Source organism: Streptomyces spororaveus (assembly GCF_016755875.1).
Taxonomy (GTDB): Bacteria; Actinomycetota; Actinomycetes; order Streptomycetales; family Streptomycetaceae; genus Streptomyces; species Streptomyces spororaveus.
This window is the reverse complement of record NZ_BNED01000005.1, coordinates 3,920,001-3,943,141: the sequence shown is the minus strand read 5'-3', so window position 1 is coordinate 3,943,141 and position 23,141 is coordinate 3,920,001. Positions and strand designations below refer to the sequence as shown.

Here is a 23,141-nt window from a genome sequence, read left to right as displayed (position 1 = left end):
CCTCTGTGCTCAGTTCTTCTGACTCGTGGCCGGGGCGGGCTGGACGCTGCCGTCGACCACGTTGCTGTACTCCGAGTGAACCCGGTCGTGCTCGGTGAACTTCTCCCCGTTCCAGCGGTACGTGATCACGTCCTCGCCCGACGGATAGGCGAGCGCGTCGCTCTTTCCGTAGACCTGCTTCGTGACCACCAGGTCCCCCCGGTCGATCTCCGCGTAGACGGGTGGCTGTTCGTCCGCGAACACATTCTCGTACGCGTCACCCTCCGACCGGTACACGTACGTGCCGCGGCCCAGGGCATCGGCGCAGGACAGGACGTTCACGACGATGTCCACGACGGGACCGCCGGTGACCCTCCCGTAGCTCACGTCCACCGGGTACTCCTTGCCCGAGCAGGGCTTGAGGTCCCGTTTGACCTCCGTGCTGACCTTGGGGTCCTTCAACAGCAGCCCGACGGGGTCGACCTTCTTCAGCGGCCGGCCGGACGAGGCCGACGCGGACTCGTCGGGGGTGGGCCCCGAGGGCGCCGCCTTGGACACGGCCTCGGTGCGGGCCGGCCCGCCGTCGCGCAGGCCGGTGCCGCCGGTGGCGCACCCGACCGCGAACACGGCTGTGCCGACGAGGACGACCGTCCCCGCCGACATCAGCACCAGAGAACCTCCGGACAAACCTTGGCCGTTCAGGCCGCGCACCGCTCACGCCCCTCGTACCGCATGGTGTGGTCACCGCGCTCCAGCGCACGCATGTCCAGGTCCCGGCTCTCCAGCTCCTGCCGGAGGCGGGCCAGCGCGCGGTGCAGAGTGCTCTTCACGGTTCCCGCCGACATTCCGAGCGCCGCGGCCGTTTCCTCGGTGCTCATCTGCTCCCAGTGTCGCAGGACCACCACGCTGCGCTGCTTGGGCGCGAGAACCTTGAGGATGTCCATGAGGAGCGCGCGGTCGGCGCGCTGGTCGGAACCGTCCTCGACGGAGGCGTCGGGGAGCTGCTCGGTGGGGACCTCTTCGAGCTTGCGGGCCCGCCACCACTCGGTGCGGGTGTTGATCATGACTCGGCGCAGGTAGGCGTCGGCCAGGGACTTGTCGGCGATGCCGTCCCAGCGGCCGTAGGTGCGTACGAGCGCGGTCTGCAGGAGGTCCTGGGCGTCGGTCGGGTCCGGGACCAGGCGCCGGGCGCTGCGCAGCAGCGCGTCCTGCCGGGTGCGTACGTACTCTTCGAATCCGAGTACCTCACCGTGCGCCATCTGAGACCGCCTCCACCCGTCCAACCCGTTCATCCCCGTGCCCTACGGATTCGAAGGTACGGAGGGGTTGTCACGGGCCTGTGCGAGCCAGCCTTCGGTGGGCGCACGGACACCCATAGGTTGTGTAACAGCCCCCGTGAGCTGGGGTTTACCGGCAGGAAGCGGAATCTCTGAGTCAGCTTCCGTCAGACCTGCGGGTGACCCGGCGTCTGCGCCCGAGGCTGCGTCCGTGCGTGAGGATCCGGCTGCGGCAGGGTCTGCGGCAGCCGGTAGAACCCGCCGTCCAGCGGCTCCACCAGCCCGTCCGAGACCAGCCCGTCCAGCGCCCGGGCCCGCTGCACCGGCTCGTCCCAGACCGTGTCGAGCACGGACTGCGGAACCGCGCCCACCGCCTCCCGGAGCACGGCCAGGAGCTTGCCGCGCACCTGGCGGTCGGTACCGGCGTACGTCTGCCCGCGCCGCGGCGGTCCCTCGTGCGGCGGCTTCCCGGCGAGCCGCCACGCGCACAGCCCGGCCACCGGACAGCGCGCGCAGTCGGGGCTCTTGGCGGTGCACACCAGCGCGCCGAGCTCCATCGAGGCCGCCGCCCAGCGGGCCGCGGTGCCTTCGTCCTCGGGCAGCAGGGCCCGCGCCAGGCGCCGCTCGGCGGCCGTCGTCGCGTTCGGCGGGTACTCGACCCCCGTCGCGGTGCGCGCGAGGACCCGGCGCACGTTCGTGTCCAGGACGGCGTGCCGCTGCCCGTACGCGAAGGAGGCCACCGCCGCCGCCGTGTACTCGCCGATCCCCGGCAGCGCCAGCAGCTGCCCGTGCTCGCGCGGTACGTCGCCCCCGTGCCGGTCCGTTATGGCGACGGCCGCGCCGTGCAGCCGCAGCGCGCGGCGCGGGTAGCCGAGCCGGCCCCAGGCCCGTACGGCCTCGCCGGGAGCCTCGGCGGCCAGGTCCGCGGGGCGGGGCCACCGGGCGAGCCACTGCTCGTAGACCGGCAGGACCCGGCTGACGGGCGTCTGCTGGAGCATGAACTCGCTGACCATGACCCCCCAGGGGCCGGCCTCGGGGCGGCGCCAGGGCAGGTCGCGGGCGTGCTCGTCGAACCACGCGATGACGGGGGAGTGCAGCGCGTGGGAGGAGTCGGTGGATACGGCCGGGGAGGAAGCGGGGGATGCAGTCATGGCAGACGGCATCCTGGCACGTTTCGCCTCTCCCGGCGCGCCGGACCGGGGCCGGTGAACCGGGCCGACCGCACCCGTGCGGGTGTCCGGCGGGCGAAGTCCGCGGCGACCCGCCGGCCGGATCTCGCCGCCCCGATTGCGCCCGCAGGATGATCATCGGCAAATCAAGTCCTCCGTGCGGCATGTGGGGCACTGATCGGGCCGCGAACTCTCGTAAAGTTCCGTCCGTGGGATCTCTGCGCAATCCGGTCGGGCCGCTCCCCTCCTCCATCTACTGGCGACGGAGGGCTGTGCTGGCTTCCGTCGTCGCGCTCCTGGCACTCCTCGCCGTATGGACCGTCAGTTCCGGTGGGGGGAGGACGAGTACGAACGGAAAGGGCCAGGGCGGCCCCGACCCCGTCACCTCGATCACCCCGGGTCCGGCCGGCACCGGACCCGCGATCAGCGCGGCCCCCGGCGGCCGCCCCGAGTCGGGCGGCGGCGGGAGCACCGGCTCCGAGGGCGGCTCCACGGGCGGCGCGGGCAAGAACGGCGAACCGGGCGGCGGTACGGGCTCGAACGGCGGCGCGGCCTCCGGCTCCGGCGGCGCCGCGGGCGGCCCGGCTCCGGTCCCGGCGGACTCCCCGCTCCCCACATGCGCACCGGGCGCGCTGCAGTGGGAGGTCAAGAGCGCGAAGAACGAGTACGAGGCGAACGAGAAGCCCCGCCTCGAACTGGTCGCCCGCAACACCTCGGGAACCACCTGCAAGATCGACCTCGGCCCGAAGCAGGCCGTCCTGACCATCCTTCAGGCGAGCAGCAGCAAGGCGGTCTGGTCCTCGGCCGACTGCCCGGCGGGCGCGGGCAACGCCTTCTACCGCCTCCCGGCACAGGGCGAGACCAAGCAGTCACTGGACTGGGACCGCAGGTTCAGCGCGGCCGACCAGTGCCAGACGCCTCCGCCGGGGTCCGCGGCGCCCGACACCTACGTGGTCGAGGTCAAGGCCCCGGGCATGCCGGTGGCCCGCACCTCGTTCGTCCTCAAGCAGGACTGACCCGGCCCCGCCCGGAACCTAGACGTACCGCTCCAGGATGGACGACTCGGCCAGCCGGGACAGTCCCTCGCGGACGCTCCGGGCGCGGGCCTCGCCCACCCCGTCCACCGTCTGCAGGTCGTCCACGCTCGCGGCGAGCAGCTTCTGCAGCCCGCCGAAGTGCTCCACGAGCCGTTCGATGATCGCGCCCGGCAGCCGCGGCACCTTCGCCAGCAGCCGGTACCCGCGCGGCGACACCGCCGAGTCCAGCGTCTCCGGCGAGCCCGTGTACCCCAGCGCCCGCGCCACGATCGCCAGCTCCAGCAGCTCCGGGTGCGTCAGCGCGTCCAGCTCCGCCAGCGCCTCGTCCACCGTGCGGGAACGCTTCGCCGTCGGCTCCGGCACGTAGTCCCGGATGACCAGCTCTCGCTCCTGCTCGATCCCGACCGTCAGCTCGTCCAGCTGGAGCGACAGCAGTCGCCCGTCCGTGCCCAGTTCGACCACGTACTCGGCGATCTCGGTCGCGATCCGGCGGACCATTTCCAGCCGCTGCGCGACCGCCGTCACGTCGCGGACCGTCACCAGGTCCTCGATCTCCAGCGCCGACAGCGTGCCCGCGACCTCGTCGAGGCGCAGCTTGTACCGCTCCAGCGTGGCCAGCGCCTGGTTCGCGCGCGACAGGATCGCCCCGGACTCCTCCAGGACCCGCCGCTCGCCGTCCACGTACAGCGCGATCAGCCGCATCGACTGCGACACCGACACCACCGGGAAGCCGCACTGCTTGGAGACGCGGTCCGCCGTACGGTGCCGCGTACCCGTCTCCTCCGTCGGGATCGACGCGTCCGGCACCAGCTGCACACCGGCCCGCAGGATCTTGGTGAGGTCCTTGTCGAGGATGAGCGCGCCGTCGAGCTTGCACAGCTCGCGCAGCCGGGTCGCGGTGAACTCCACGTCCAGGACGAAGCCGCCGGTGCACATCGCCTCGACGCTCTTGTCCATACCGAGGACGATCAGCCCGCCGGTGTTGCCGCGGACGATCCGTTCCAAGCCGTCACGCAGCGGCTGACCAGGTGCGACCGCACTCAGCGAGGCGCGCATCATGGCCTCCTGCTTGGAGCTCGCGCCCGACTTCCCGGATGCTGCTGCCCCGTCCTTGGCTGCCACTGCACTCCTCCGGTCGCGGGTTGCGCCGCCCAGCGCCGCGGGCACGAGGACGTGCGTACGGCCGGGCGGACCATCCAGAAGTCTACCGGCGTGCGCCACGGCCCCGCCGTGGCTTGACCGGGTACGGCCCGCGAGGGGCCCGTACGGGCCCTCTGACCAGGGGATCGTCCCCCCGGGCGTCCCCCGGGCGCCCCGGCTGCCCCCGGGCGCGCTACTCCGCCGACCGCTCCCTGGCGGGGGTACGGGAACGGCCGCGCGGCAACACCCGTAGCGCGTCGCCCATGTCGGCCACCTCGATGACCTTCATACCGGCCGGCACCTTCCCCGGATCCGCCGGGACCAGCGCGTGCGTGAACCCGAGCCGGTGCGCCTCCGCGAGCCGCCGCTGCACACCGGTCACCCGCCGCACCTCGCCGGCCAGGCCGACCTCACCGATCGCGACGAGGTTCTTCGGCAGCGGGACGTCACTGGCGGCGGAGGCCAGCGCGAGCGCGATCGCCAGGTCGGCGGCCGGCTCGGTGAGCTTCACGCCGCCCACGGTGGCGCTGTAGATGTCGCGCTTGCCGAGCGCCGTGATCCGGCCGCGCTGCTCCAGCACCGCCAGCATCATCGACACGCGCGAGGTCTCCAGGCCCGAGGTCGTCCGCCGGGGGGAGGGGATCTGCGAGTCCACGGTCAGCGCCTGCACCTCGGCGACCAGCGGACGCTTCCCCTCCAGGGTCACCGTCAGGCAGGTGCCCGGAACGGCCTCGGCGCGCCGGGTCAGGAACAGCCCGCTCGGGTCGGCGAGCCCGGTGATCCCCTCGTCGTGCAGCTCGAAGCAGCCGACCTCGTCGGTGGCCCCGTACCGGTTCTTGATGCCGCGCACCAGGCGCAGCCGGGCGTGCCGGTCGCCCTCGAAGCTCAGCACGACGTCGACGAGGTGCTCCAGCAGGCGGGGACCGGCGATGGCCCCGTCCTTGGTCACGTGGCCGACGAGGAGGGTGGCCATCCCGCGCTCCTTGGAGGCCCGGATCAGCGCTCCGGCCACCTCCCGCACCTGGGCCATGCCGCCGGGCGCGCCGTCGATCTCGGGGGAGGCGACGGTCTGTACGGAGTCCAGGATCAGCAGGGAGGGCTTCACGGCGTCGAGATGCCCGAGGACGGCGGACAGATCCGTCTCGGCGGCCAGGTAGAGGTGGTCGTTCAGCGCGTTGATCCGGTCGGCCCGCAGGCGCACCTGGCTCGCCGACTCCTCGCCCGTCACGTACAGCGTGCGGTGCTCGTCGCTCGCCGCCTTCGCGGCGACGTCCAGCAGCAGGGTCGACTTGCCGACGCCGGGCTCGCCCGCGAGCAGGACGACGGCGCCGGGCACGAGCCCGCCGCCGAGGACGCGGTCCAGTTCGTCCACGCCCGTGCTGCGGGCGGTCGCGGTCCGGCCGTCGACCTGCGCGATCGGCACGGCGGCGGTCGAGACCCGGCCGGCGGCTGTGGTCCGCACGGCGGGCGCGCCCATCTCCTCGACCGTGCCCCAGGCCTGGCATTCGGGACAGCGGCCGAGCCACTTCGCGGTCGTCCAGCCGCAGTCGGTACAGCGGTAGGACGGCCGGTCCTTGGCGGATGAACGAGCGGTGCGGGCAGCCATGCCGTTCACGGTAGCCGCCCGCACCGACAGAGCGGACCGGGGTGCCGGCCGGGGCGGCGGTCGCGGTGCCGGTGCGACCGCGTCAGGGCCTGCGTCAGCACCCCACCGATCTGTTCACCCGTAAGGGCTAAAAGTGGCGAAGGCTTCCAGGGCGTCACCGGCGTGCCGCCTACGGTCGCCAAGTGAACAGCAGCAGCCAGGCACACTCCTCAGCGCGCACCGGCGCACACCGGGCGCACGGGCGCACGCCCCACGAGACCGAGCAGCCGCCGCCGTTCCGGCACGAGCCCTACCTGGACGGCCTGTTCACGTACTGCCTGTCGGTCCTGTGCGACCACGACACCGCGACCGACGTGCTCGGGGACGTCCTCGCCGTGGCCGAGCGGCATCCCAGCCGCTGCCCCGACGAGGGGGACCGGCGCGCCTGGCTCTACGCACTCGCCCGCTGGGGCTGCCTGCACCGGCTGGCCGAGCAACGGCGCGCACGACAGGGAGCGCATTCCGCCCGGCGTGCGCCGGAGCACGCCGGGCGTGACCGTGCGCCGGGTGGCGGAACGGAACCCGACCGAGGCCAGGACGCCCACCGGCCGCTTGACGTGAGCGCCTACCGCCGTACCGAGCTGGCCCGGCTCGCCTGGCCCGAAGCCGCCGGCACCACACCCGAGCAGCGCGAGGCCCTCGAACTCGCCGTCCGCCACCGCCTCGGCGTCCCCGAACTCGCCGCCGTCCTCGGCACCCCCGCGGCCGCCGCCCGCGAGCTGCTCTCCGGCGCCGCCTGCGAGGTCGAGCGGACCCGCGCCGCCCTCGCCGTCGTCGAGACCGGCAACTGCCCCAGCGTCTCCCGGCTCACCGGCGACGACGGCGACGGCAACGTCCTGCTCTCCAGCACCCTGCGCACCGAACTCGTCCGCCACGTCGACGACTGCCCCCGATGTCGCCGCGTCGCCGAACGCGTGGGCGCCGCGGGTCCCTGGCCCGGCTCCGGCGGCCTCGACACCGCCGCGCTCCCCCTCGTACCCGCCCCCCGCACCGCCGTCCACGCCGCGATGCTCCGCTCCGCCCGGGGCCGCGGCCGCGGGCCCGGACCGCGCTTCGACCGCACCGGCTTCCCCATGGACCCCAAGGACCGCGCGGCCCGCCGCGACCGGCTGCGCGCCCGCGTGGTGACCACGACCGTGGTCGCCACCGTCGTCGCCGCCCCGGTCCTGGCCCTGTGGGCGGCGTACCGCGGCGGCCACGAGACCGGCGAGCCCGCCGGCGGCGACGCCACCCGTATCTCCGCCAGCGAGTCCGAACTCCCGGCCGCACGGACCGACGGCCGCCCGCTGACCGCCTACGAGAACGCCGGGAACGCCGCCACCACCACCAGCGGCCCGGGCTTCGCCCCGAGCGACACCACCTCCGACGTCTCCGTCGAGGTCATCAGCACCGGCCCGCCCGCGACCCCCGACCACGCCGGCGACCCCGGCCGCCTCACCGTGGCCGCAGCCGCCCAGGGCGCCGTCACCCTGCTCACCCTCACCGCCTCCGGCGGCGCCCCGGTGGACTGGCGGCTCTGGTCCGACGCCCCCTGGCTGCGCGCGAGCCGCACCGCGGGCACGCTCGCCCCAGGAGAATCGGTCACCCTACGGATCAACGTGGACCCCGAGGGCCAGCCCGTCGGCGCCTGGAGCGCCCGGGTCGGGGTCGACCCGAGCGGCGCGGTGGTCTCCATCCAGGGCCGCGGCCGTCCCGCCGCCACGCCCGCGCCCACCCCGGACCCGACGCAGCCCGCGACCCCGGCACCCTCGCCGGACCCGACCCCGCCGCCCACCCCGACACCGACCCCGACGGAGCCGACGATCCCTCCGCCGTCCCCGACGCCGGCGCCGACCCCGACGGAGGGCTCAGGCGGAACGGTTTCCCCCGCCCCGGACCCCGCCCCGTCGGTGTCACCCGGACCCTGAGGGGCCGCGGTCAGCCCTGAGCGGGACCGCGATCAGGCAGGATCCGCGGGATGCGGGGCCATCGGCAGCAGCGAGGCGAGCCGCGCCTCGCACAGCTTCACCAGCTCCTCGTAGCCCTCCTTGCCCATCAGCTCCGTCAGCTCGGGACGGTACGACACGTACACCGGCTCCCCGGCACCGTGCGCGGAGGTGGCCGACGTGCACCACCAGTGCAGATCGTGGCCGCCCGGCCCCCAGCCGCGGCGGTCGTACTCACCGATCGACACCTGCAGCACGCGCGTGTCGTCCGGCCGGTCGATCCACTCGTATGTCCGGCGGATCGGCAGCTGCCAGCAGACGTCGGGCTTGGTCTCCAGCGGCTCCCGGCCCTCCTTCACCGCGAGGATGTGGAGCGAGCAGCCGGCTCCGGCGGGGAACCCCGGCCGGTTCAGGAAGATGCACGCGCCGTCCCAGCGGCGGGTCTGCTTCTCCCCGTCGTCGTCGGCCTGCGTCCACCCGCTCTCGCTGCCGACGTCGTGGAACTGCCACAGCTCGGGCGTCAGCCGGGCCACGTGCTGCGCGACGCGCTTCTCGTCGTCCTCGTCGGAGAAGTGCGCGCCGAGCGTGCAGCAGCCGTCGTCGGCCCGGCCCGCCTGGATGCCCTGACAGCCGCTGCCGAAAATGCAGGTCCAGCGGGAGGTCAGCCAGGTCAGGTCACAGCGGAAGACCTGCTCGTCGTCGGCGGGATCGGGGAACTCCACCCAGGCCCGGGGGAAGTCGAGCCCCTTCTCGTCGGCCGCGATCACGGCCTTGTCCTTACCGCCCTTGGTGCCGGCCTTCGCCTTGCCCTTGACGGTGTCCTTGGTGTCCTTGCCCGTGTCCTTCTGCGACCGGGTCTTGTTGGCCTTCTTCGTATTTGGCACATACCCAAGCCTATGCGCCCCTTACACAGCCCCCGAGTCTTCCTCGCAGTAGCGTTTCCCCCTATGAGACTCGGTGTGCTGGATGTGGGTTCGAATACGGTCCATCTGCTGGTGGTGGACGCGCACCCCGGCGCGCGCCCGCAGCCGGCGCACTCGCACAAGGTGGAGATCCGGCTGGCGGAGCTGCTGGACGAGCGCGGCGCCGTCACGCCCGACGGCGTCGAGCGCCTCGTATCGGTGATCCGCGACGCGGTCCAGGCCGCCGAGGACAAGGGGTGCGAGGACGTCCTCCCCTTCGCGACCAGCGCCGTACGCGAGGCCACGAACGCGGACGAGGTCCTTGCCCGGGTCAAGGCCGAGACCGGCGTCGACCTGCCGGTGCTGAGCGGCGAGGACGAGGCCCGGCTCACCTTCCTCGCGGCCCGCCGCTGGTTCGGCTGGTCCGCCGGGAAACTGCTGGTCCTGGACATCGGCGGCGGCTCCCTGGAGATCGCGTACGGCATCGACGAGGACCCGGACGCGGCCGTCTCCCTCCCCCTGGGCGCGGGGCGCCTCACCTCGGGCTGGCTCCCGGGCGACCCGCCGGACGCGCTGGACATCCGGGCGCTACGGCGGCACGTGCGGGCGGAGATCGCCCGCACGGTCCGCGAGTTCAGCCGCTTCGGCGCGCCGGACCACGTGGTGGCGACCTCGAAGACCTTCAAGCAGCTGGCCCGCATCGCGGGCGCGGCCCGCTCGGCGGAGGGCCTGTACGTACAGCGGGATCTGACCCGCAAGTCCCTGGAGGAATGGGTCCCGCGCCTGGCGGCGATGACCACCGCCCAGCGCTCGGCCCTCCCGGGCGTCTCGGAGGGCCGGGCGAACCAGCTCCTGGCGGGAGCGCTGGTCGCGGAGGGCGCGATGGACCTCTTCGGCGTGGAGGAACTGGAGATCTGCCCGTGGGCCCTCCGCGAGGGCGTGATCCTGCGCAGGCTGGACCACATGCCGGCACCGGAGGCGTAGGGGCGGGGGCTCCGGAGGGGCTGTTCCGCTCGGGCGGGGTCGGGTGGTGGGGCGGTGGCTACGGAGGGGCTGTTCCGCTGGGGCGGGGTCGGGTGGTGGGGCGGTGGCTCCGGAGGGCGGGAGCTGCTCGGGCGGCGGTCAGTGATGTGTATGGGGGTTTCCCGTCAGTCTCATCGTCTCTGCGTGTCGGGCCGGTCCCTCAAGGGCGCTCCTTCGTCGCGTCGCTTCGCGATGGCCTGACGGCCACCCTTGACCGACCGTCCCGCCCCGGAAATCCGAAGACTGCCGAGAAGCCCCCAAAAGAACGAGCCGGGCACTCAAGGATCAGGACGGGGTGGTCGGAGATGCCCTGCCCGGACGGGAGTGGGGGACGACCGACAGACGGGGCCCATCCAGACCCGGACCCGGATCGGGGGAAGCGCACCACATCGCTACGCGCTCCCCACGTCTCAGCGTCCGACGACCGTCCTGGGCTGGACATAGGCCGCCCACGACCTCGATCCGGCGCTCGACCTGCGTCCGACGACCGTCCGGGGCTGATGAGAGCCGCTGAGAGGGACTGACGGCCGGTACCTCGACTATGTCGTCGTGGAACCGGGTCAACGCCGGCACGACACCACAGACTCGCTCCCAGATCGGGCCAATTGGGGCAAATCGTCAGCTCTCAAGGTCAGTCGCGTGCGTTGACCCGCTTCCACGACGAAATAGCCGTTGTTCCACGCTCAGCCACAGGCGGTCCCGCAACCGACCGTTCAGGGTTTGCGTCGCGTAGATCATGGGACGTGAATGGTTTGTCTCCCTCATCCCGCTGACGCTCGGCATGGGGTTTCTCGCTGTCGGCGTGGTCGGCCTGCGCCACCTGAGTCTGCTGCGGCGCAAGGGTGTGACCGCCGTGGGTCGAATCGTTCGACACGAAGCCCACAAGGGCAGTGAGGGCGACACGTACTACCTTCCGGTCGCAGCGTGGACCTCCCAGGACGGGAAGGCCTGCGAACACAGGTCCAGGTACGGTCGCGGATCGGTCGGAAGCGCCTTCCGCGTGGGGGCCACCGTCACGGTCCGGTACGACCCGGAGAACACACGCCGGTTCTCGATCGTGGGCATGGACGGGAGGGGGCTCTATCTGTTGTTCACCACGATCGGGGCGACGTTCACGCTCTGCACGGTGACGGTGCTGCTGGTACGGCTGGTCACCCTCTGAATCCGATGCGCAACGGTCCTGTCGCCGCAAGACCGTCCTCACCGGCCCCGGGCCTTGGGCTGCCTATGTCCAGCCCAGGACGGTCGTCGGACGCTGAGACGTCAGGAGCGCGTAGCGATTGGACGCGCCTCACCCGACCCGGGTCCGGGTCTGGATGGGCCCCGTCTGTCGGGCGTCCCCACCCCCGTCCGGGCAGGGGGTCTCTGACTACCCCGTCCCTTAAAGCTTGGACCGGCTCGTTCTTTTGGGGGCTTCTCGGCAGTCTTCGGATTTCCGGGGCGGGACGGTCGGTCAAGGGTGGCCGTCAGGCCATCGCGTAGCGACGCGACGAAGGAGCGCCCTTGAGGGACCGGCCCGACACGGAGAGACGATGAGACTGACGGGAAACCCCCATACACATCCCTGACCACCGAATGAGCGGATCGGCCCTTCCGGAGCCCCGCCCCACCACCCGACCCCGCTCAGCCACCTCCCCTCGTCCCCCCAGCCCGCCCCTCCGGAGCCCCGCCCCCGCCCTCGTGGTCGTTGTCACGGTCAGGTGTCGTCCCGGGCCCGTACCCTGTCTCCGTGGCAGAACCAGTCCGTGTCCCGACCGCGAAAATCGCCCTATCCACCGCCTCCGTGTATCCGGAGTCGACGGCGACCGCCTTCGAGATCGCCGCGCGCCTCGGTTACGACGGCGTCGAGGTGATGGTCTGGACGGATCCGGTCAGTCAGGACGTCGACGCCCTGCGCCGGCTGTCGGACCACCACGGGGTGCCGATCCTCGCCGTGCACGCGCCCTGCCTCCTGATCACCCAGCGGGTGTGGTCCACCGACCCGTGGACCAAGCTGCAGCGCGCCCAGGCGGCGGCCGAGCGGCTCGGGGCGAGCACCGTGGTCGTCCATCCGCCGTTCCGCTGGCAGCGCCAGTACGCGCGGGACTTCGTCACCGGCATCTGGCGGATGGCCGACGAGACCGACGTCCGGTTCGCCGTGGAGAACATGTACCCGTGGCGCTACCGCGACCGCGAGATGCTCGCGTACGCCCCCGAGTGGGACGTGACCAAGGACGACTACCGCCACTTCACCGTCGACCTGTCGCACACCGCGACCGCTCGTACCGATGCCAGCGCGATGATCGACCGCATGGGCGACCGGCTCGCGCACATCCACCTCGCCGACGGGAACGGCTCGGCCAAGGACGAGCACCTGGTTCCCGGCCGCGGTACGCAGCCCTGCGCCGAGCTGCTGGAGGGCCTCGCGCGGACCTCGTTCGACGGGCACGTGGTGATCGAGGTCAACACCCGCCGGGCGATGTCCTCCGCCGAGCGCGAGGCCGATCTCGCCGAGGCGCTGGCCTTCACCCGCCTGCACCTCGCCGCCGGCCCCACCGCCGGCCCCACCCCCACCGCCGAGCGTGACAGGGCCCGCCGACCGTGACCGATACCCCGGACGCCCCCAAGCCGCGCCGCCGCGGCCCCGGCCGGCCCCGGCAGGACGAGGCCGACGACGGCCCCGGCACCCCGGAGCGCATCCGGCTCGCCGCCCGTGAGGTGTTCGCGGAGCGCGGGTACGACAAGACGTCCGTGCGCGGCATCGCGAGGGTCGCCGGTGTCGACCCGGCGCTGGTGCACCACTACTTCGGCAGCAAGGACGACCTGTTCGCCGCCGCCATCGAGGTCAGCATCGAGCCCGCCCTGGTGGTCCCCGCGATCATCGGCGAGGGGCCGGAAGGCATCGGCGAGCGCCTCGCCCGCTACTTCCTGGGCGTCTGGGAGAACCCGGTCACCCGGGTCCCGCTGCTCGCCGTGATCCGTTCGGCGCTCACGCACGAGGCCGCCGCGAAGGTGCTGCGCCAGCTGGTGCTGCGGCGGCTGCTGGAGCGCGTCGCCGCCGACCTGGACGTCCCCGACCCGACCTTCCGCGCCGAGCTCGCCGCCTCCCACATGGTCGGCATCGCGATCCTGCGCTACGTGGTCCAGGTCGAGCCCCTCGCGTCCGCCGACCCGGAGAAGATCGTGGCGCTCGTTGCGCCCACGCTCCAGCGGTACCTGACCGAGGAATGAGCCCGCCGTCCCGGCATCCGGACGCGGTGTCCGGATCGCGGGCGGTGGGCGTAGCCTCGTATCTGAGCCATATCCGCAGTCGCGGCTGACCGTACAGCCGCACTCATGGGGAGTGAAACCGCATGCCCGAGCTGAGGTCCCGCACCGTCACCCACGGCCGCAACATGGCAGGCGCGCGTGCGCTGATGCGCGCGTCGGGCGTAGCGAGCGCGGACATCGGCAAGCCGATCGTCGCGGTCGCCAACTCCTTCACCGAGTTCGTCCCCGGTCACACCCACCTGGCCCCGGTCGGCCGGATCGTCTCCGACGCCATCCGTGCCGCCGGCGCGATCCCGCGCGAGTTCAACACCATCGCGGTCGACGACGGCATCGCCATGGGCCACGGCGGCATGCTGTACTCCCTCCCCTCCCGCGACCTGATCGCGGACTCGGTCGAGTACATGGTCGAGGCGCACTGCGCCGACGCGCTGATCTGTATCTCCAACTGCGACAAGATCACCCCCGGCATGCTGATGGCCGCCATGCGCCTCAACATCCCGGTCGTCTTCGTCTCCGGCGGCCCGATGGAGGCCGGTCAGGCGACCCTCGTCGACGGCACCGTCCGCAAGCTGGACCTGATCGACGCCATGGTCGACGCGTCCAACGAGAACGTCTCCGACGAGGACGTGCTGCGCATCGAGGAGAACGCCTGTCCCACCTGCGGCTCCTGTAGCGGCATGTTCACCGCCAACTCGATGAACTGCCTCGCCGAGGCCATCGGCCTGGCCCTGCCCGGCAACGGCTCGGTCCTCGCCACGCACACCGCCCGCCGCGCCCTGTACGAGGACGCCGGCCGCACGGTCGTGGAGATCACCAAGCGCTACTACGAGGACGGCGACGAGTCCGTCCTCCCGCGCAACATCGCCACCCGCGAGGCCTTCGAGAACGCCATGGCCCTCGACATCGCCATGGGCGGCTCGACGAACACGATCCTGCACCTGCTGGCCGCGGCGCAGGAAGCGGGTCTGGAGTACGACCTCACCGACATCGACGCCGTCTCGCGCCGTGTCCCGTGCCTGTCCAAGGTCGCTCCGAACGTGGCGCCCGGCGGCACTTACTACATGGAGGACATCCACCGGGCCGGCGGCATCCCCGCCATCCTCGGCGAACTGCACCGCGGCGGTCTCCTCAACAAGGACGTCACCACCGTCCACTCCGACGGCCTGGAGGACTGGCTGGCGAAGTGGGACGCCCGCTCCGGCACGGCCACCGACACGGCCATGGAGCTGTGGCACGCGGCCCCCGGCTGCGAGCGCTCCGCCACCGCCTTCTCCCAGTCCAAGCGCTGGGAGTCCCTGGACCTCGACGCCGAGGGCGGCTGCATCCGCTCGGTGCAGCACGCGTACTCCAAGGACGGCGGCCTGGCCGTCCTGCGCGGCAACATCGCCGAGGACGGATGCGTCGTGAAGACCGCCGGCGTCGACGAGTCGATCTGGACCTTCGAGGGCCCGGCCGTCGTCTGCGAGTCGCAGGACGAGGCCGTCGACAAGATCCTCCGCAAGGAGGTCAAGGCGGGCGACGTGGTCGTCATCCGCTACGAGGGCCCGCGCGGCGGCCCCGGTATGCAGGAGATGCTGTACCCGACCTCCTTCCTCAAGGGCCGCGGCCTCGGCAAGGTCTGCGCCCTGGTGACGGACGGCCGCTTCTCCGGCGGCACCTCGGGCCTGTCCATCGGCCACGCCTCCCCGGAGGCGGCTTCGGGCGGCACCATCGCGGTCGTCGAGGACGGCGACCGGATCCGCATCGACATCCCGAACCGGTCCATCGAGGTCCTGGTCGACGAGGCCACGCTGGCGGCCCGCCACGCGGCCCTCGGCGGCGTCTACGCCCCGAAGAACCGCGAGCGCAAGGTCTCGGCGGCCCTGCGCGCCTACGCGGCGATGGCCACGAGCGCCGACAAGGGCGCGGTCCGCGACGTCACCCGCCTGGGCTGACCACCGACCCCGCCGGCGCCCCCGCACCCTCCGGTGCGGGGGCGCCGGCGTCTCACCACCCGCCCGGATCCGCCGCCACCGCGAACACCGTCCCGTCGGGCGCGCTCCCGAACACCCGCCCGTCCCCGGCCACCGGAGCGGGCAGGGTCGCCGCGTAGGTGGTGGCCTTGCCGTCGGTCATCCGCGGCCGGGTCTGCCCCGCGGGCCGGCCGCTGGCGGCGTCGACGGCCAGCAGCCGTCCGTCCGGCGCCATCAGACAGACCCGGCCGTCGGTGAAGACCGGCCGGGAGGCCACGGTCACGCCCGTCTCCGACCGCCACAGCTCCTTGTCCGCTCCGACCGCGACCAGCGTGCCGGAGGTCCCGAACAGATACGTGTTCCCGTCCGGGTCGACCGTCGCCTCCGCGTCGAAGAGCGGCGCCTTCGGCCGTACCCGGTGCACGGTGCGCGTCGTGAGGTCGGCGTGCACGACGGCGGTGGTCCTGGAGGACGCGTCGAGTTCCAGCAGGTACAGCCCGCCCCGCGCGGTGCCGACCGGCCGCAGCCGCCCCTCCGTCCGCAGCTGCCGGCGCACCGTCCCGTCGGCCGGGTCCACCGCCGCGATCTGCGTGGACCCGCCGCCGCTCTCGGGCGTCGCCACGTACAGCGCGGGCGTCCCGCCCTTCGGACCGCCGTCGCCCCACCAGACGGATCCGACCCCGCCGATCTGCCTGGTCCAGCGCGGCGTGCCGTGCGCCGGGTCCAGCGCCGTGACGCTGCCGCCCGTCCCCACCAGCAGGATCTGCCCGCCCGCGACCACGGCCTGCGAGCCGCCCGGGAGTTTGTGCCTCCAGCGCTCGGCTCCCGTGTCCGGGTCCAGTGCCTGGAGCGTTTCGCTGCCCGGCACCACGGCGAGGACCTGCCCGCCCGCGTGCTGGGGCGCGCTGAGGACCGTCGCGCCCTGCGCCGGTCCGGGCGCCTCCAGGGCCCATACCGTGGAGCCGTCCGCGGGGTCGAGCCGTGCGGCGACCAGGCCCGGTCCGGCGCAGTAGAGGGCCGCCTGCCAGGAACAGGCCCCGGTCCGGCTGCCGGTCGCGGGCTTGCCCAGGGGGACCGCCCACGGGGCGAAGCTCTTCTGCGGTGCCGTACCCGTCTTCGCCGCGATCTGGGCGGGCGGTCCGGGCGCCGTCCCGAACTGCTGGTATCCGGCGGCGGTCCCGCCCACGAGCAGCAGCAGCCCGACCCCGGCCCCGACCGCCATCCGGGTCCGCCGGCGGGGCGGCGCCTGCGGTGCGGCGGCGACCCGCTCCCTCTGGTGGGTGACCTGCTCGGCCTCGACGGGCCGCCGCGGCCGCGGGATGAAGGCCTGGGTGTCCTCGGCGGTCGGGTACGCGAGCGCGCGCATCTCGGCGATCAGTGCCTCGGCGGTGGGCCGCTCCGCCGGATCCTTCGCCAGGCACCGCGCGACGAGGGGGACGAGCCGCGACGGGAGCCCGGTCAGGTCCGGTTCGCTGTGCACCACTTGGTAGGCCACCAGGTAGTGGCTGTCCGAGTCGAACGGGCCGTGCCCCGTCGCGGCGTACACGAGTACCGCGCCCAGGGCGAAGACGTCCGCGGCCGTCCCCACCTCGCGGGGACGCTGGAACTGCTCGGGCGCCATGAACGGCGGGGTGCCGATCAGCTTGCCGGTCTCGGTCCGCAGGTCACTGTCCGCCGGGCGGGAGATCCCGAAGTCGATGACCCGCACACCGTCCGGAGCCATCAGCACGTTGCTGGGCTTCAGGTCCCGGTGCACGACTCCCGCACGGTGGATGTCCCGCAGCGCCTCGGCCAGGCCGGCGGCGAGACGGGCCAGTTCGGCCGGGTCCAGCACCTTTTCCCGTACGCGCTCGGAGAGTGTCGGTGCGTCGATGAACAGCGTGGCCATCCACGGCCGTTCGGCATCGGGATCGGCGTCCACGACGGGTGCGGTGAACGCCCCGCTGACCCGGCGCGCCGCGGCGACCTCCTGGCGGAACCGGGCCCGGAACTCCGGGTCGACGGCGTGCTCGGCGTGCACGATCTTGACGGCGAGTTTCAGTCCCGAGCCGGACGTGGCCAGATGGACGACGCCCATCCCTCCGGAGCCGAGCACCGATTCGAGCCGGTACTGCCCGGCGTACTCCGGAAATCCCGCGTAGTCCGCGCGCAGCGAATGCACCGATCACCACCCCCGCCGGAGCCTAGTCGATGACCCGTAGGAGTCTCCAAGGTCCTGCTACCCTGCGCGAGTTGCGCACGGCAACACCCATGGGGGGAGATTTCGTATGTCGGTGGAGAACGATTCAAGCCAAGTCCAGAGCCTGGCGTCCGGCTCGGGCTACCCGTCCTACCCGGTGGCCCCCGGCTCCCGGCTGAACGTCCGCAGCGGCCCCGGCACCAACTATCCGGTGATCGACGTCCTGCCGTACGGCGCGACCGTGACGCTCCGCTGCCAGTGCGACGGCACCACCGTCTCGGGCCCGTACGGCACGACCGACATCTGGGACTGCATCGGCAACGGCCGCTTCGTCTCCGACGCGTACGTGAAGACGGGCAGTGACGGCTACGTCGTCACCCAGTGCGGCTGACCGCCCGGAACGGGAGCGCGGTCCCGGGGACCGGGTGAAGGTCCGCGGTGGCGCGGGGCGGCGGCAGGGGCGACCCGCGCCCGCCCCGTCTGACACGTGAGACACACCGGGCCCGACCGGCCCGGCGAGGGATAATCGCTGCGTGAGCGACGACCAGCGAGACCAGACCCCCGCCGAGCCGGCCGCGCAGGCGGCGGTGCCCGCCGGCCCGCAGCCCGAGCCGATCCGGTTCTTCGGCACCACCTGGGTCGAGCACGACGGCGGCTACGCCCTGCGTCGCGTCGGCCTCGCCATCGGCTCCCTGGCCACCGCGATCTCCGCCGCCCTGCTGCTGCGCCTGTCCTACGAGGGGCTGGAGATCGGCAACGTCGGCCCCTTCCTCAGCATCTCGGTCGTCGTCCTCTTCGCGATCGCCAGCTCCATCGCCTTCACCAAGACGTGGGCCTCCTACAGCCGTCGCCCCGCCCCGTCCTCCGACGAGGCCGCCCTCAAGGGCCTCAAGACGATCGGTTTCATCGGCTCCCTGATCGCGTACTTCCTGCGCTGCCTCGGTGAGGCGCCGGGCGAGAAGCTCCGCCGCGCCGAGTACGAGCGCGCCCGGGCCGAGTACGCCCGCCGCCGCAGCACCCGTACCGGGAACCCGGCCGCCCGCCGGCCCAAGCGCAAGAAGTAGCCCGCAGCCCGGCGCCCGGAGCCCGCACCTCACTCCTCCCGGAGATTGACGTCCGGCACCCCCAGGAGCATTATTCATCACATGATGAATAAGCAGCCCGAGGGAGACCCGGCCGCCGTCCACGCCCATGACCTCACCGTCCGCCGAGGCACCGGCCGCACCCCCCGCACCGTCCTCGACTCCCTCGCCTTCGACGTCCCCCGCGGCCGCATCACCGGCCTCCTCGGCCCCTCCGGCTGCGGAAAATCCACCCTCATGCGCGCCATCGTCGGCACCCAGGCCCACGTCACCGGCACCCTCGACGTCCTCGGCCACCCCGCCGGCCACCCCCGCCTCCGCTCCCGCATCGGCTACGTCACCCAGGCGCCCAGCGTCTACGACGACCTCACCGTCCGGCAGAACCTCGACTACTTCGCCGCTGTCCTCGACCCCGGCCGCGCCGCCGCCGACCGCCGCGCCGCCGCCGTGAGCCGCGCCATCACCGACGTCGACCTCACCAGCCGCGCAGGCGCCCTCGCCGGCAACCTCTCCGGCGGCCAGCGCAGCCGCGTCTCCCTGGCCGTCGCCCTGCTCGGCACCCCCGAGCTCCTCGTCCTCGACGAACCCACCGTCGGCCTCGACCCCGTCCTGCGCCGCGATCTGTGGAACCTCTTCCACGACATCACCGCCACCCGCGGCGCCACGATCCTCGTCTCCTCCCACGTCATGGACGAAGCCGAGCGCTGCCACGACCTGCTCCTGATGCGCGAAGGCCGCATTCTCGCCCAGGACACCCCCGACGCACTGCGCACCCGCACCCACGCCACCACCGTCGAGGAGGGCTTCCTGCGCCTCGTCGACGAAGCCAACGCCGACGCCGCTGCCGCCACCAACGTCACCGCCATCCGGGAGCAGACCCGATGAACGCCGCCCGCACCACCGCCACCGCCGCCCGCGTCCTGCGCCAGCTCCGCCACGACCCGCGCTCCATCGCGCTGATGCTCCTGGTCCCCGTACTGATGCTCACCCTGCTGCGCTTCGTCTTCGACGGCAGCCCCAAGACCTTCGACGGCATCGGCGCCTCACTCCTCGGGATCTTCCCCCTCATCACCATGTTCCTGGTGACCTCCATCGCCACCCTGCGCGAACGCACCTCCGGAACCCTGGAACGCCTCCTCGCCATGCCCCTCGGCAAGGGCGACCTCATCGCCGGCTACGCCCTCGCCTTCGGAGCCGTCGCCGTCCTCCAGTCCCTCCTCGCCACCGGCCTCGCCCTCTGGGCCCTCGGCCTCGACGTCGTCGGATCCCCCTGGCTCCTCCTCCTCGTAGCCCTCCTCGACGCCCTCCTCGGCACCGCACTCGGACTCTTCGTCTCCGCCTTCGCGGCCTCCGAGTTCCAGGCCGTCCAGTTCATGCCGGCCGTGATCTTCCCCCAGCTGCTCCTGTGCGGCCTCTTCGCCGCCCGCGACACCATGCACCCCGTCCTGGAAGGCCTCTCCGACGTCCTGCCCATGTCCTACGCCGTCGACGGCATGACCCAGGTCCTCACCCACACCGACATGACCGCCGACTTCGTCCGCGACGCCGCGATCGTCGCCGCCTGCGCACTGCTCGTCCTCGCCCTCGGCGCGGTCACCCTCCGCCGCCGCACCCCCTGACGCCCACAGGCCGGACAACCCCGCCCCGTTCCTTCCACGGGTGAAAGGATGAGGACGCACACGTAGCGCGCAAGAAGCACCCCCGGCCACCGCTGGGGGTACCCCCAGGCGAGGTGAATCGGGCATGACCCAGACAGTCGCGGTCCTCGGTACCGGCAAGATCGGCGAGGCCCTGCTCAGCGGCATGATCCGCGGTGGCTGGCCCGCCGCGAAGCTCCTCGTCACCGCCCGCCGCCCCGAACGGGCCGAGGAACTGCGCACCCGCTACGGGGTCGAGGCCGTCTCCAACGCCGAGGCCGCCAAGCGCGCCGACACCCTCATCCTCACCGTCAAGCCCCAGGACATGGCCAAGCTCCTCGACGAGCTCGCCCCGCACGTGCCCGCCGACCGCCTGGTCATCAGCGGCGCCGCCGGCGTCCCCACCGCCTTCTTCGAGGAACGGCTCAGCCCCGGCACCCCCGTCGTCCGCGTCATGACGAACACCCCCGCCCTCGTCGACGAGGCCATGTCCGTCATCTCCGCCGGCAGCCACGCCACCGCCGAGCACCTCGCCCACACCGAGGAGATCTTCGGCGGCGTCGGCAAGACCCTGCGCGTCCCCGAGTCCCAGCAGGACGCCGCCACCGCCCTCTCCGGCTCCGGACCCGCCTACTTCTACTTCCTCGTCGAGGCCATGACCGACGCCGGCATCCTCCTCGGCCTGCCCCGCGCCCAGGCCCACGACCTGATCGTCCAGGCCGCCATCGGCGCCGCCGTCATGCTCCGCGACAGCGGCGAACACCCGGTCAAGCTCCGCGAGGCCGTCACCTCCCCGGCCGGCACCACGATCAACGCCATCGTCGAGCTGGAGAAGCACGGCGTACGCGCCGCCCTCATCGCCGCCCTCGAAGCGGCCCGCGACCGCAGCCGCGAGCTCGCCTCCGGCAACAGCTGAGACACCCGTACCGGTGGGGGCCCCGAGGCACGCGAGACCCCCACCCGTCACGGCTCCAGCAATCCGATGGCCCGGTACGCCCGGTCCACCACCGGCCGCGCCAGCTCCCTGGCCCGCCCGGCACCCTCCCGCAGCACCTTCTCCACCTGAGCCGGATCGCCCGCCAGCTCCGCGTGCCGCTCCTGTACGGGCCGCAGCACCTCGACCACCGCGTCGGCGACATCCCGCTTCAGCGCCCCGTAGCCGCCGTACCCGTCGGCGAGCACAGCCGGGTCACCCCCGGTACACGCCGCCAGGATGTCCAGCAGATTGGCGACGCCCGGCCGCGCCTCCCGGTCGTAGACCACCGCACCGTCCCCGCTGTCGGTGACCGCCCGCATCACCTTCTTGCGCACGGCCCCCGGCTCGTCGAGCAGATAGACGATGCCCGCCCCGCTCTCGTGGGACTTCCCCATCTTCGACGTCGGATCCTGGAGGTCCATGACCCGCGCGGCCACCTCCGGAAGCGTCGCCTTCGGCACGGTGAAGGTGTGCCCGTACCGCTGGTTGAACCGCACCGCCAGATCCCGGGTCAGCTCGACGTGCTGCCGCTGGTCCTCCCCGACCGGCACCTCCTGGGCGTCGTACGCCAGGATGTCCGCCGCCATCAGCACGGGATAGGTGAGCAGCGACAGCCGCACCCCCTCCCCGGAGAGCTGCGCCTTCGCCGCCTTCTCCTTGTACTGGATCATCCGCCGCAGCTCCCCGTCGGTGGCGGTGCACTCCAGGAGGTACGCCAGCCGGGTGTGCTCGTCGACATGGCTCTGCACGAAGAGGGTGCACCGCTGCGGATCGAGGCCGGCGGCCAGCAGCAGGGTCGCCGCCTGCCGGCTGAGCCTTCGTACGCGCGCCGGCTCGTGCTCGACGGTCAGAGCGTGCAGATCGACGACGCAGAACAGCGCCGACTCCGGCGTCCGGTCGGCGGCGACCCACTGCCGTACCGCCCCGAGGTAGTTGCCCAGCGTCAGATGTCCGGTGGGCTTGATCCCGCTGAAGATCCTCTTCGTCGTCATGTCCTGCTCTCCCTGGGTGTGAGTGGTGTCGGCGGCCACCGCGTCGGGCGACCGAGCCACTCCCCGGGAGGGGAGAAACAAAAACGGCCGCCGAAGCGGCGGCCGTGAGCGCATGCGTGCTCGCGTGGAAGGTCGGCCGCCGTCAGGCGGCCCACCAGCGAAGGCTGAGCGTGAGCGCATGCGTAGTCATGGGCCCAGCGTAGACCGATGGGTCCGGGGGCGGCGGGAGTTTTGCGGATCCGGCGTGGCGGGCCGGCCGGGGGTTGACACAGGTGTGCCCGGTCCGTAAGGTTCTTCGAGTTGTCCGAAGTGAGCGCCGACCCTGGTCGGTCCCCGGACGGCCATCCCGCACCACACATTCGAACGAACGACGCACTCCGTCGTCTCGTTTTCATGCGTATTTGCGAATGAGGAATCCGCGTTCCAGGACGCGGCCGCCGATTAGGTTCGGGGGCAAGGAATCCGCTACTGTCTCACTCGTCGAAAGGGCCCAACAGCCCGGAAGACAAGCCCCGCTGACTGGGGGTCAGGCCCGAAAGGATCTGATAGAGTCGGACTCGCCGGAAAGGGAAACGCGAAAGCGAAAACCTGGAAAGCGGAGCGGGACTGACTCTGATAGAGTCGGAAACGCAAGAACAGAACGAAAGCCCGGAGGAAAGCCCGAGAGGGTGAGTACAAAGGAAGCGTCCGTTCCTTGAGAACTCAACAGCGTGCCAAAAATCAACGCCAGAAGTTGATACCCCGTCCACTTCGGTGGATGAGGTTCCTTTGAAAAAGACCTGTAAGGCTCCGGTTCGCCGGTGCACTTGCAGGCAACAACACAGCGAGGACGTTGTGGCGCGTCGGTCATATTCCGACATGATGCGCCCGCTCTAAGTGATGTGTGCACCCGATTACGGGTAAACATTCATGGAGAGTTTGATCCTGGCTCAGGACGAACGCTGGCGGCGTGCTTAACACATGCAAGTCGAACGATG

The 23,141-nt window shown here is 72.2% G+C and carries 20 protein-coding genes and 1 rRNA gene (1 of these 21 only partly in view); 13 read left to right on the top strand and 8 right to left on the bottom strand.

The genetic code is table 11. The features are described from left to right. Positions 1 to 9: 9 nt before the first annotated feature. The 3 genes from Sspor_RS20010 to Sspor_RS20000 form a co-directional block, all read right to left on the bottom strand. Positions 10 to 642, bottom strand: coding sequence for a hypothetical protein (locus tag Sspor_RS20010; RefSeq protein WP_202203754.1), 633 nt, complete (start codon positions 640 to 642; stop codon positions 10 to 12). A 35-nt stretch (positions 643 to 677) separates the two neighbouring features. Then, positions 678 to 1,238 carry a SigE family RNA polymerase sigma factor gene (locus Sspor_RS20005; RefSeq protein ID WP_030010715.1) on the bottom strand — a complete coding sequence of 187 codons (561 nt, stop codon included), beginning with the start codon at positions 1,236 to 1,238 and terminating at the stop codon, positions 678 to 680. A gap of 185 nt (positions 1,239 to 1,423) precedes the next feature. Next, positions 1,424 to 2,407, bottom strand: coding sequence for an iron-sulfur binding domain-containing protein (locus Sspor_RS20000; RefSeq protein ID WP_237403938.1), 984 nt, complete (start codon positions 2,405 to 2,407; stop codon positions 1,424 to 1,426). Positions 2,408 to 2,634: 227 nt separating this feature from the next. Here Sspor_RS20000 and Sspor_RS19995 point away from each other — a divergent pair, with 227 nt between their 5' ends. Then, a complete protein-coding gene (locus Sspor_RS19995) occupies positions 2,635 to 3,441 on the top strand; it encodes a hypothetical protein (protein WP_202200350.1) in 807 nt (268 codons plus the stop codon). 18 nt (positions 3,442 to 3,459) lie between these two features. Here the strand turns inward: Sspor_RS19995 and disA are convergent, their stop codons facing one another. Next, positions 3,460 to 4,584 carry a DNA integrity scanning diadenylate cyclase DisA gene (gene disA, locus Sspor_RS19990; RefSeq protein ID WP_202200349.1) on the bottom strand — a complete coding sequence of 375 codons (1,125 nt, stop codon included), beginning with the start codon at positions 4,582 to 4,584 and terminating at the stop codon, positions 3,460 to 3,462. A 211-nt stretch (positions 4,585 to 4,795) separates the two neighbouring features. Further along, positions 4,796 to 6,208, bottom strand: a complete 1,413-nt coding sequence (radA, locus tag Sspor_RS19985) for a DNA repair protein RadA (protein WP_202200348.1) — start codon at positions 6,206 to 6,208, stop codon at positions 4,796 to 4,798. 182 nt (positions 6,209 to 6,390) lie between these two features. Between radA and Sspor_RS19980 the strand changes: the two genes are divergently transcribed. Then, the gene (locus tag Sspor_RS19980) at positions 6,391 to 8,154 is read left to right on the top strand and encodes a BACON domain-containing protein (RefSeq protein WP_202200347.1); all 1,764 of its coding nucleotides are present in this window, start codon (positions 6,391 to 6,393) and stop codon (positions 8,152 to 8,154) included. Between the two features lie 32 nt (positions 8,155 to 8,186). Here Sspor_RS19980 and Sspor_RS19975 read toward each other — a convergent pair whose 3' ends face one another. Further along, positions 8,187 to 9,056 (bottom strand): DUF3109 family protein, encoded by an 870-nt coding sequence (locus Sspor_RS19975; RefSeq protein ID WP_202200346.1) that lies wholly within the window; start codon positions 9,054 to 9,056, stop codon positions 8,187 to 8,189. Positions 9,057 to 9,119: 63 nt separating this feature from the next. Here Sspor_RS19975 and Sspor_RS19970 point away from each other — a divergent pair, with 63 nt between their 5' ends. The 5 genes from Sspor_RS19970 to ilvD all read left to right on the top strand — a co-directional run bounded on the left by Sspor_RS19970 (position 9,120) and on the right by ilvD (position 15,280). After that, a complete protein-coding gene (locus Sspor_RS19970) occupies positions 9,120 to 10,058 on the top strand; it encodes a Ppx/GppA family phosphatase (protein WP_202200345.1) in 939 nt (312 codons plus the stop codon). Between the two features lie 820 nt (positions 10,059 to 10,878). After that, positions 10,879 to 11,259 carry a DUF3592 domain-containing protein gene (locus Sspor_RS19965; protein WP_202200344.1) on the top strand — a complete coding sequence of 127 codons (381 nt, stop codon included), beginning with the start codon at positions 10,879 to 10,881 and terminating at the stop codon, positions 11,257 to 11,259. 567 nt (positions 11,260 to 11,826) lie between these two features. Next, positions 11,827 to 12,681, top strand: coding sequence for a sugar phosphate isomerase/epimerase family protein (locus tag Sspor_RS19960; RefSeq protein ID WP_202200343.1), 855 nt, complete (start codon positions 11,827 to 11,829; stop codon positions 12,679 to 12,681). Continuing rightward, the gene (locus Sspor_RS19955) at positions 12,678 to 13,307 is read left to right on the top strand and encodes a TetR/AcrR family transcriptional regulator (protein ID WP_202200342.1); all 630 of its coding nucleotides are present in this window, start codon (positions 12,678 to 12,680) and stop codon (positions 13,305 to 13,307) included. Before Sspor_RS19960 ends, Sspor_RS19955 begins: the two co-directional genes overlap by 4 nt. A 122-nt stretch (positions 13,308 to 13,429) precedes the next feature. Next, a complete protein-coding gene (gene ilvD / locus Sspor_RS19950; RefSeq protein ID WP_202200341.1) occupies positions 13,430 to 15,280 on the top strand; it encodes a dihydroxy-acid dehydratase in 1,851 nt (616 codons plus the stop codon). A 52-nt stretch (positions 15,281 to 15,332) separates the two neighbouring features. Here ilvD and Sspor_RS19945 read toward each other — a convergent pair whose 3' ends face one another. Continuing rightward, entirely contained in the window at positions 15,333 to 17,459 is a 2,127-nt protein-coding gene (locus Sspor_RS19945) for a serine/threonine-protein kinase (RefSeq protein ID WP_237403937.1), read from the bottom strand. A 106-nt stretch (positions 17,460 to 17,565) separates the two neighbouring features. On the opposite strand from Sspor_RS19945, the gene Sspor_RS19940 reads away from it, so the two are divergent. The 5 genes from Sspor_RS19940 (at position 17,566) to proC (ending at position 21,112) form a co-directional block, all read left to right on the top strand. After that, positions 17,566 to 17,868 carry an SH3 domain-containing protein gene (locus Sspor_RS19940; protein WP_202200340.1) on the top strand — a complete coding sequence of 101 codons (303 nt, stop codon included), beginning with the start codon at positions 17,566 to 17,568 and terminating at the stop codon, positions 17,866 to 17,868. Positions 17,869 to 18,010: 142 nt separating this feature from the next. Beyond that, on the top strand, positions 18,011 to 18,541 hold the full coding sequence (locus tag Sspor_RS19935; protein ID WP_372499706.1) for a hypothetical protein: 531 nt from the start codon (positions 18,011 to 18,013) through the stop codon (positions 18,539 to 18,541). 81 nt (positions 18,542 to 18,622) lie between these two features. After that, positions 18,623 to 19,444 (top strand): ABC transporter ATP-binding protein, encoded by an 822-nt coding sequence (locus Sspor_RS19930; RefSeq protein WP_202200339.1) that lies wholly within the window; start codon positions 18,623 to 18,625, stop codon positions 19,442 to 19,444. Further along, the gene (locus tag Sspor_RS19925) at positions 19,441 to 20,178 is read left to right on the top strand and encodes an ABC transporter permease (RefSeq protein ID WP_202200338.1); all 738 of its coding nucleotides are present in this window, start codon (positions 19,441 to 19,443) and stop codon (positions 20,176 to 20,178) included. The genes Sspor_RS19930 and Sspor_RS19925 overlap by 4 nt, the downstream gene beginning before the upstream one ends. A 124-nt stretch (positions 20,179 to 20,302) precedes the next feature. After that, positions 20,303 to 21,112, top strand: a complete 810-nt coding sequence (gene proC / locus Sspor_RS19920; RefSeq protein ID WP_202200337.1) for a pyrroline-5-carboxylate reductase — start codon at positions 20,303 to 20,305, stop codon at positions 21,110 to 21,112. A 47-nt stretch (positions 21,113 to 21,159) separates the two neighbouring features. On the opposite strand, the gene trpS is transcribed toward proC, so the two are convergent. Next, positions 21,160 to 22,164, bottom strand: coding sequence for a tryptophan--tRNA ligase (gene trpS, locus Sspor_RS19915; protein WP_202200336.1), 1,005 nt, complete (start codon positions 22,162 to 22,164; stop codon positions 21,160 to 21,162). Between the two features lie 906 nt (positions 22,165 to 23,070). Between trpS and Sspor_RS19910 the strand changes: the two genes are divergently transcribed. Further along, positions 23,071 to 23,141: ribosomal RNA gene (locus Sspor_RS19910) — 16S ribosomal RNA — on the top strand; it runs 1,454 nt beyond the window's last position.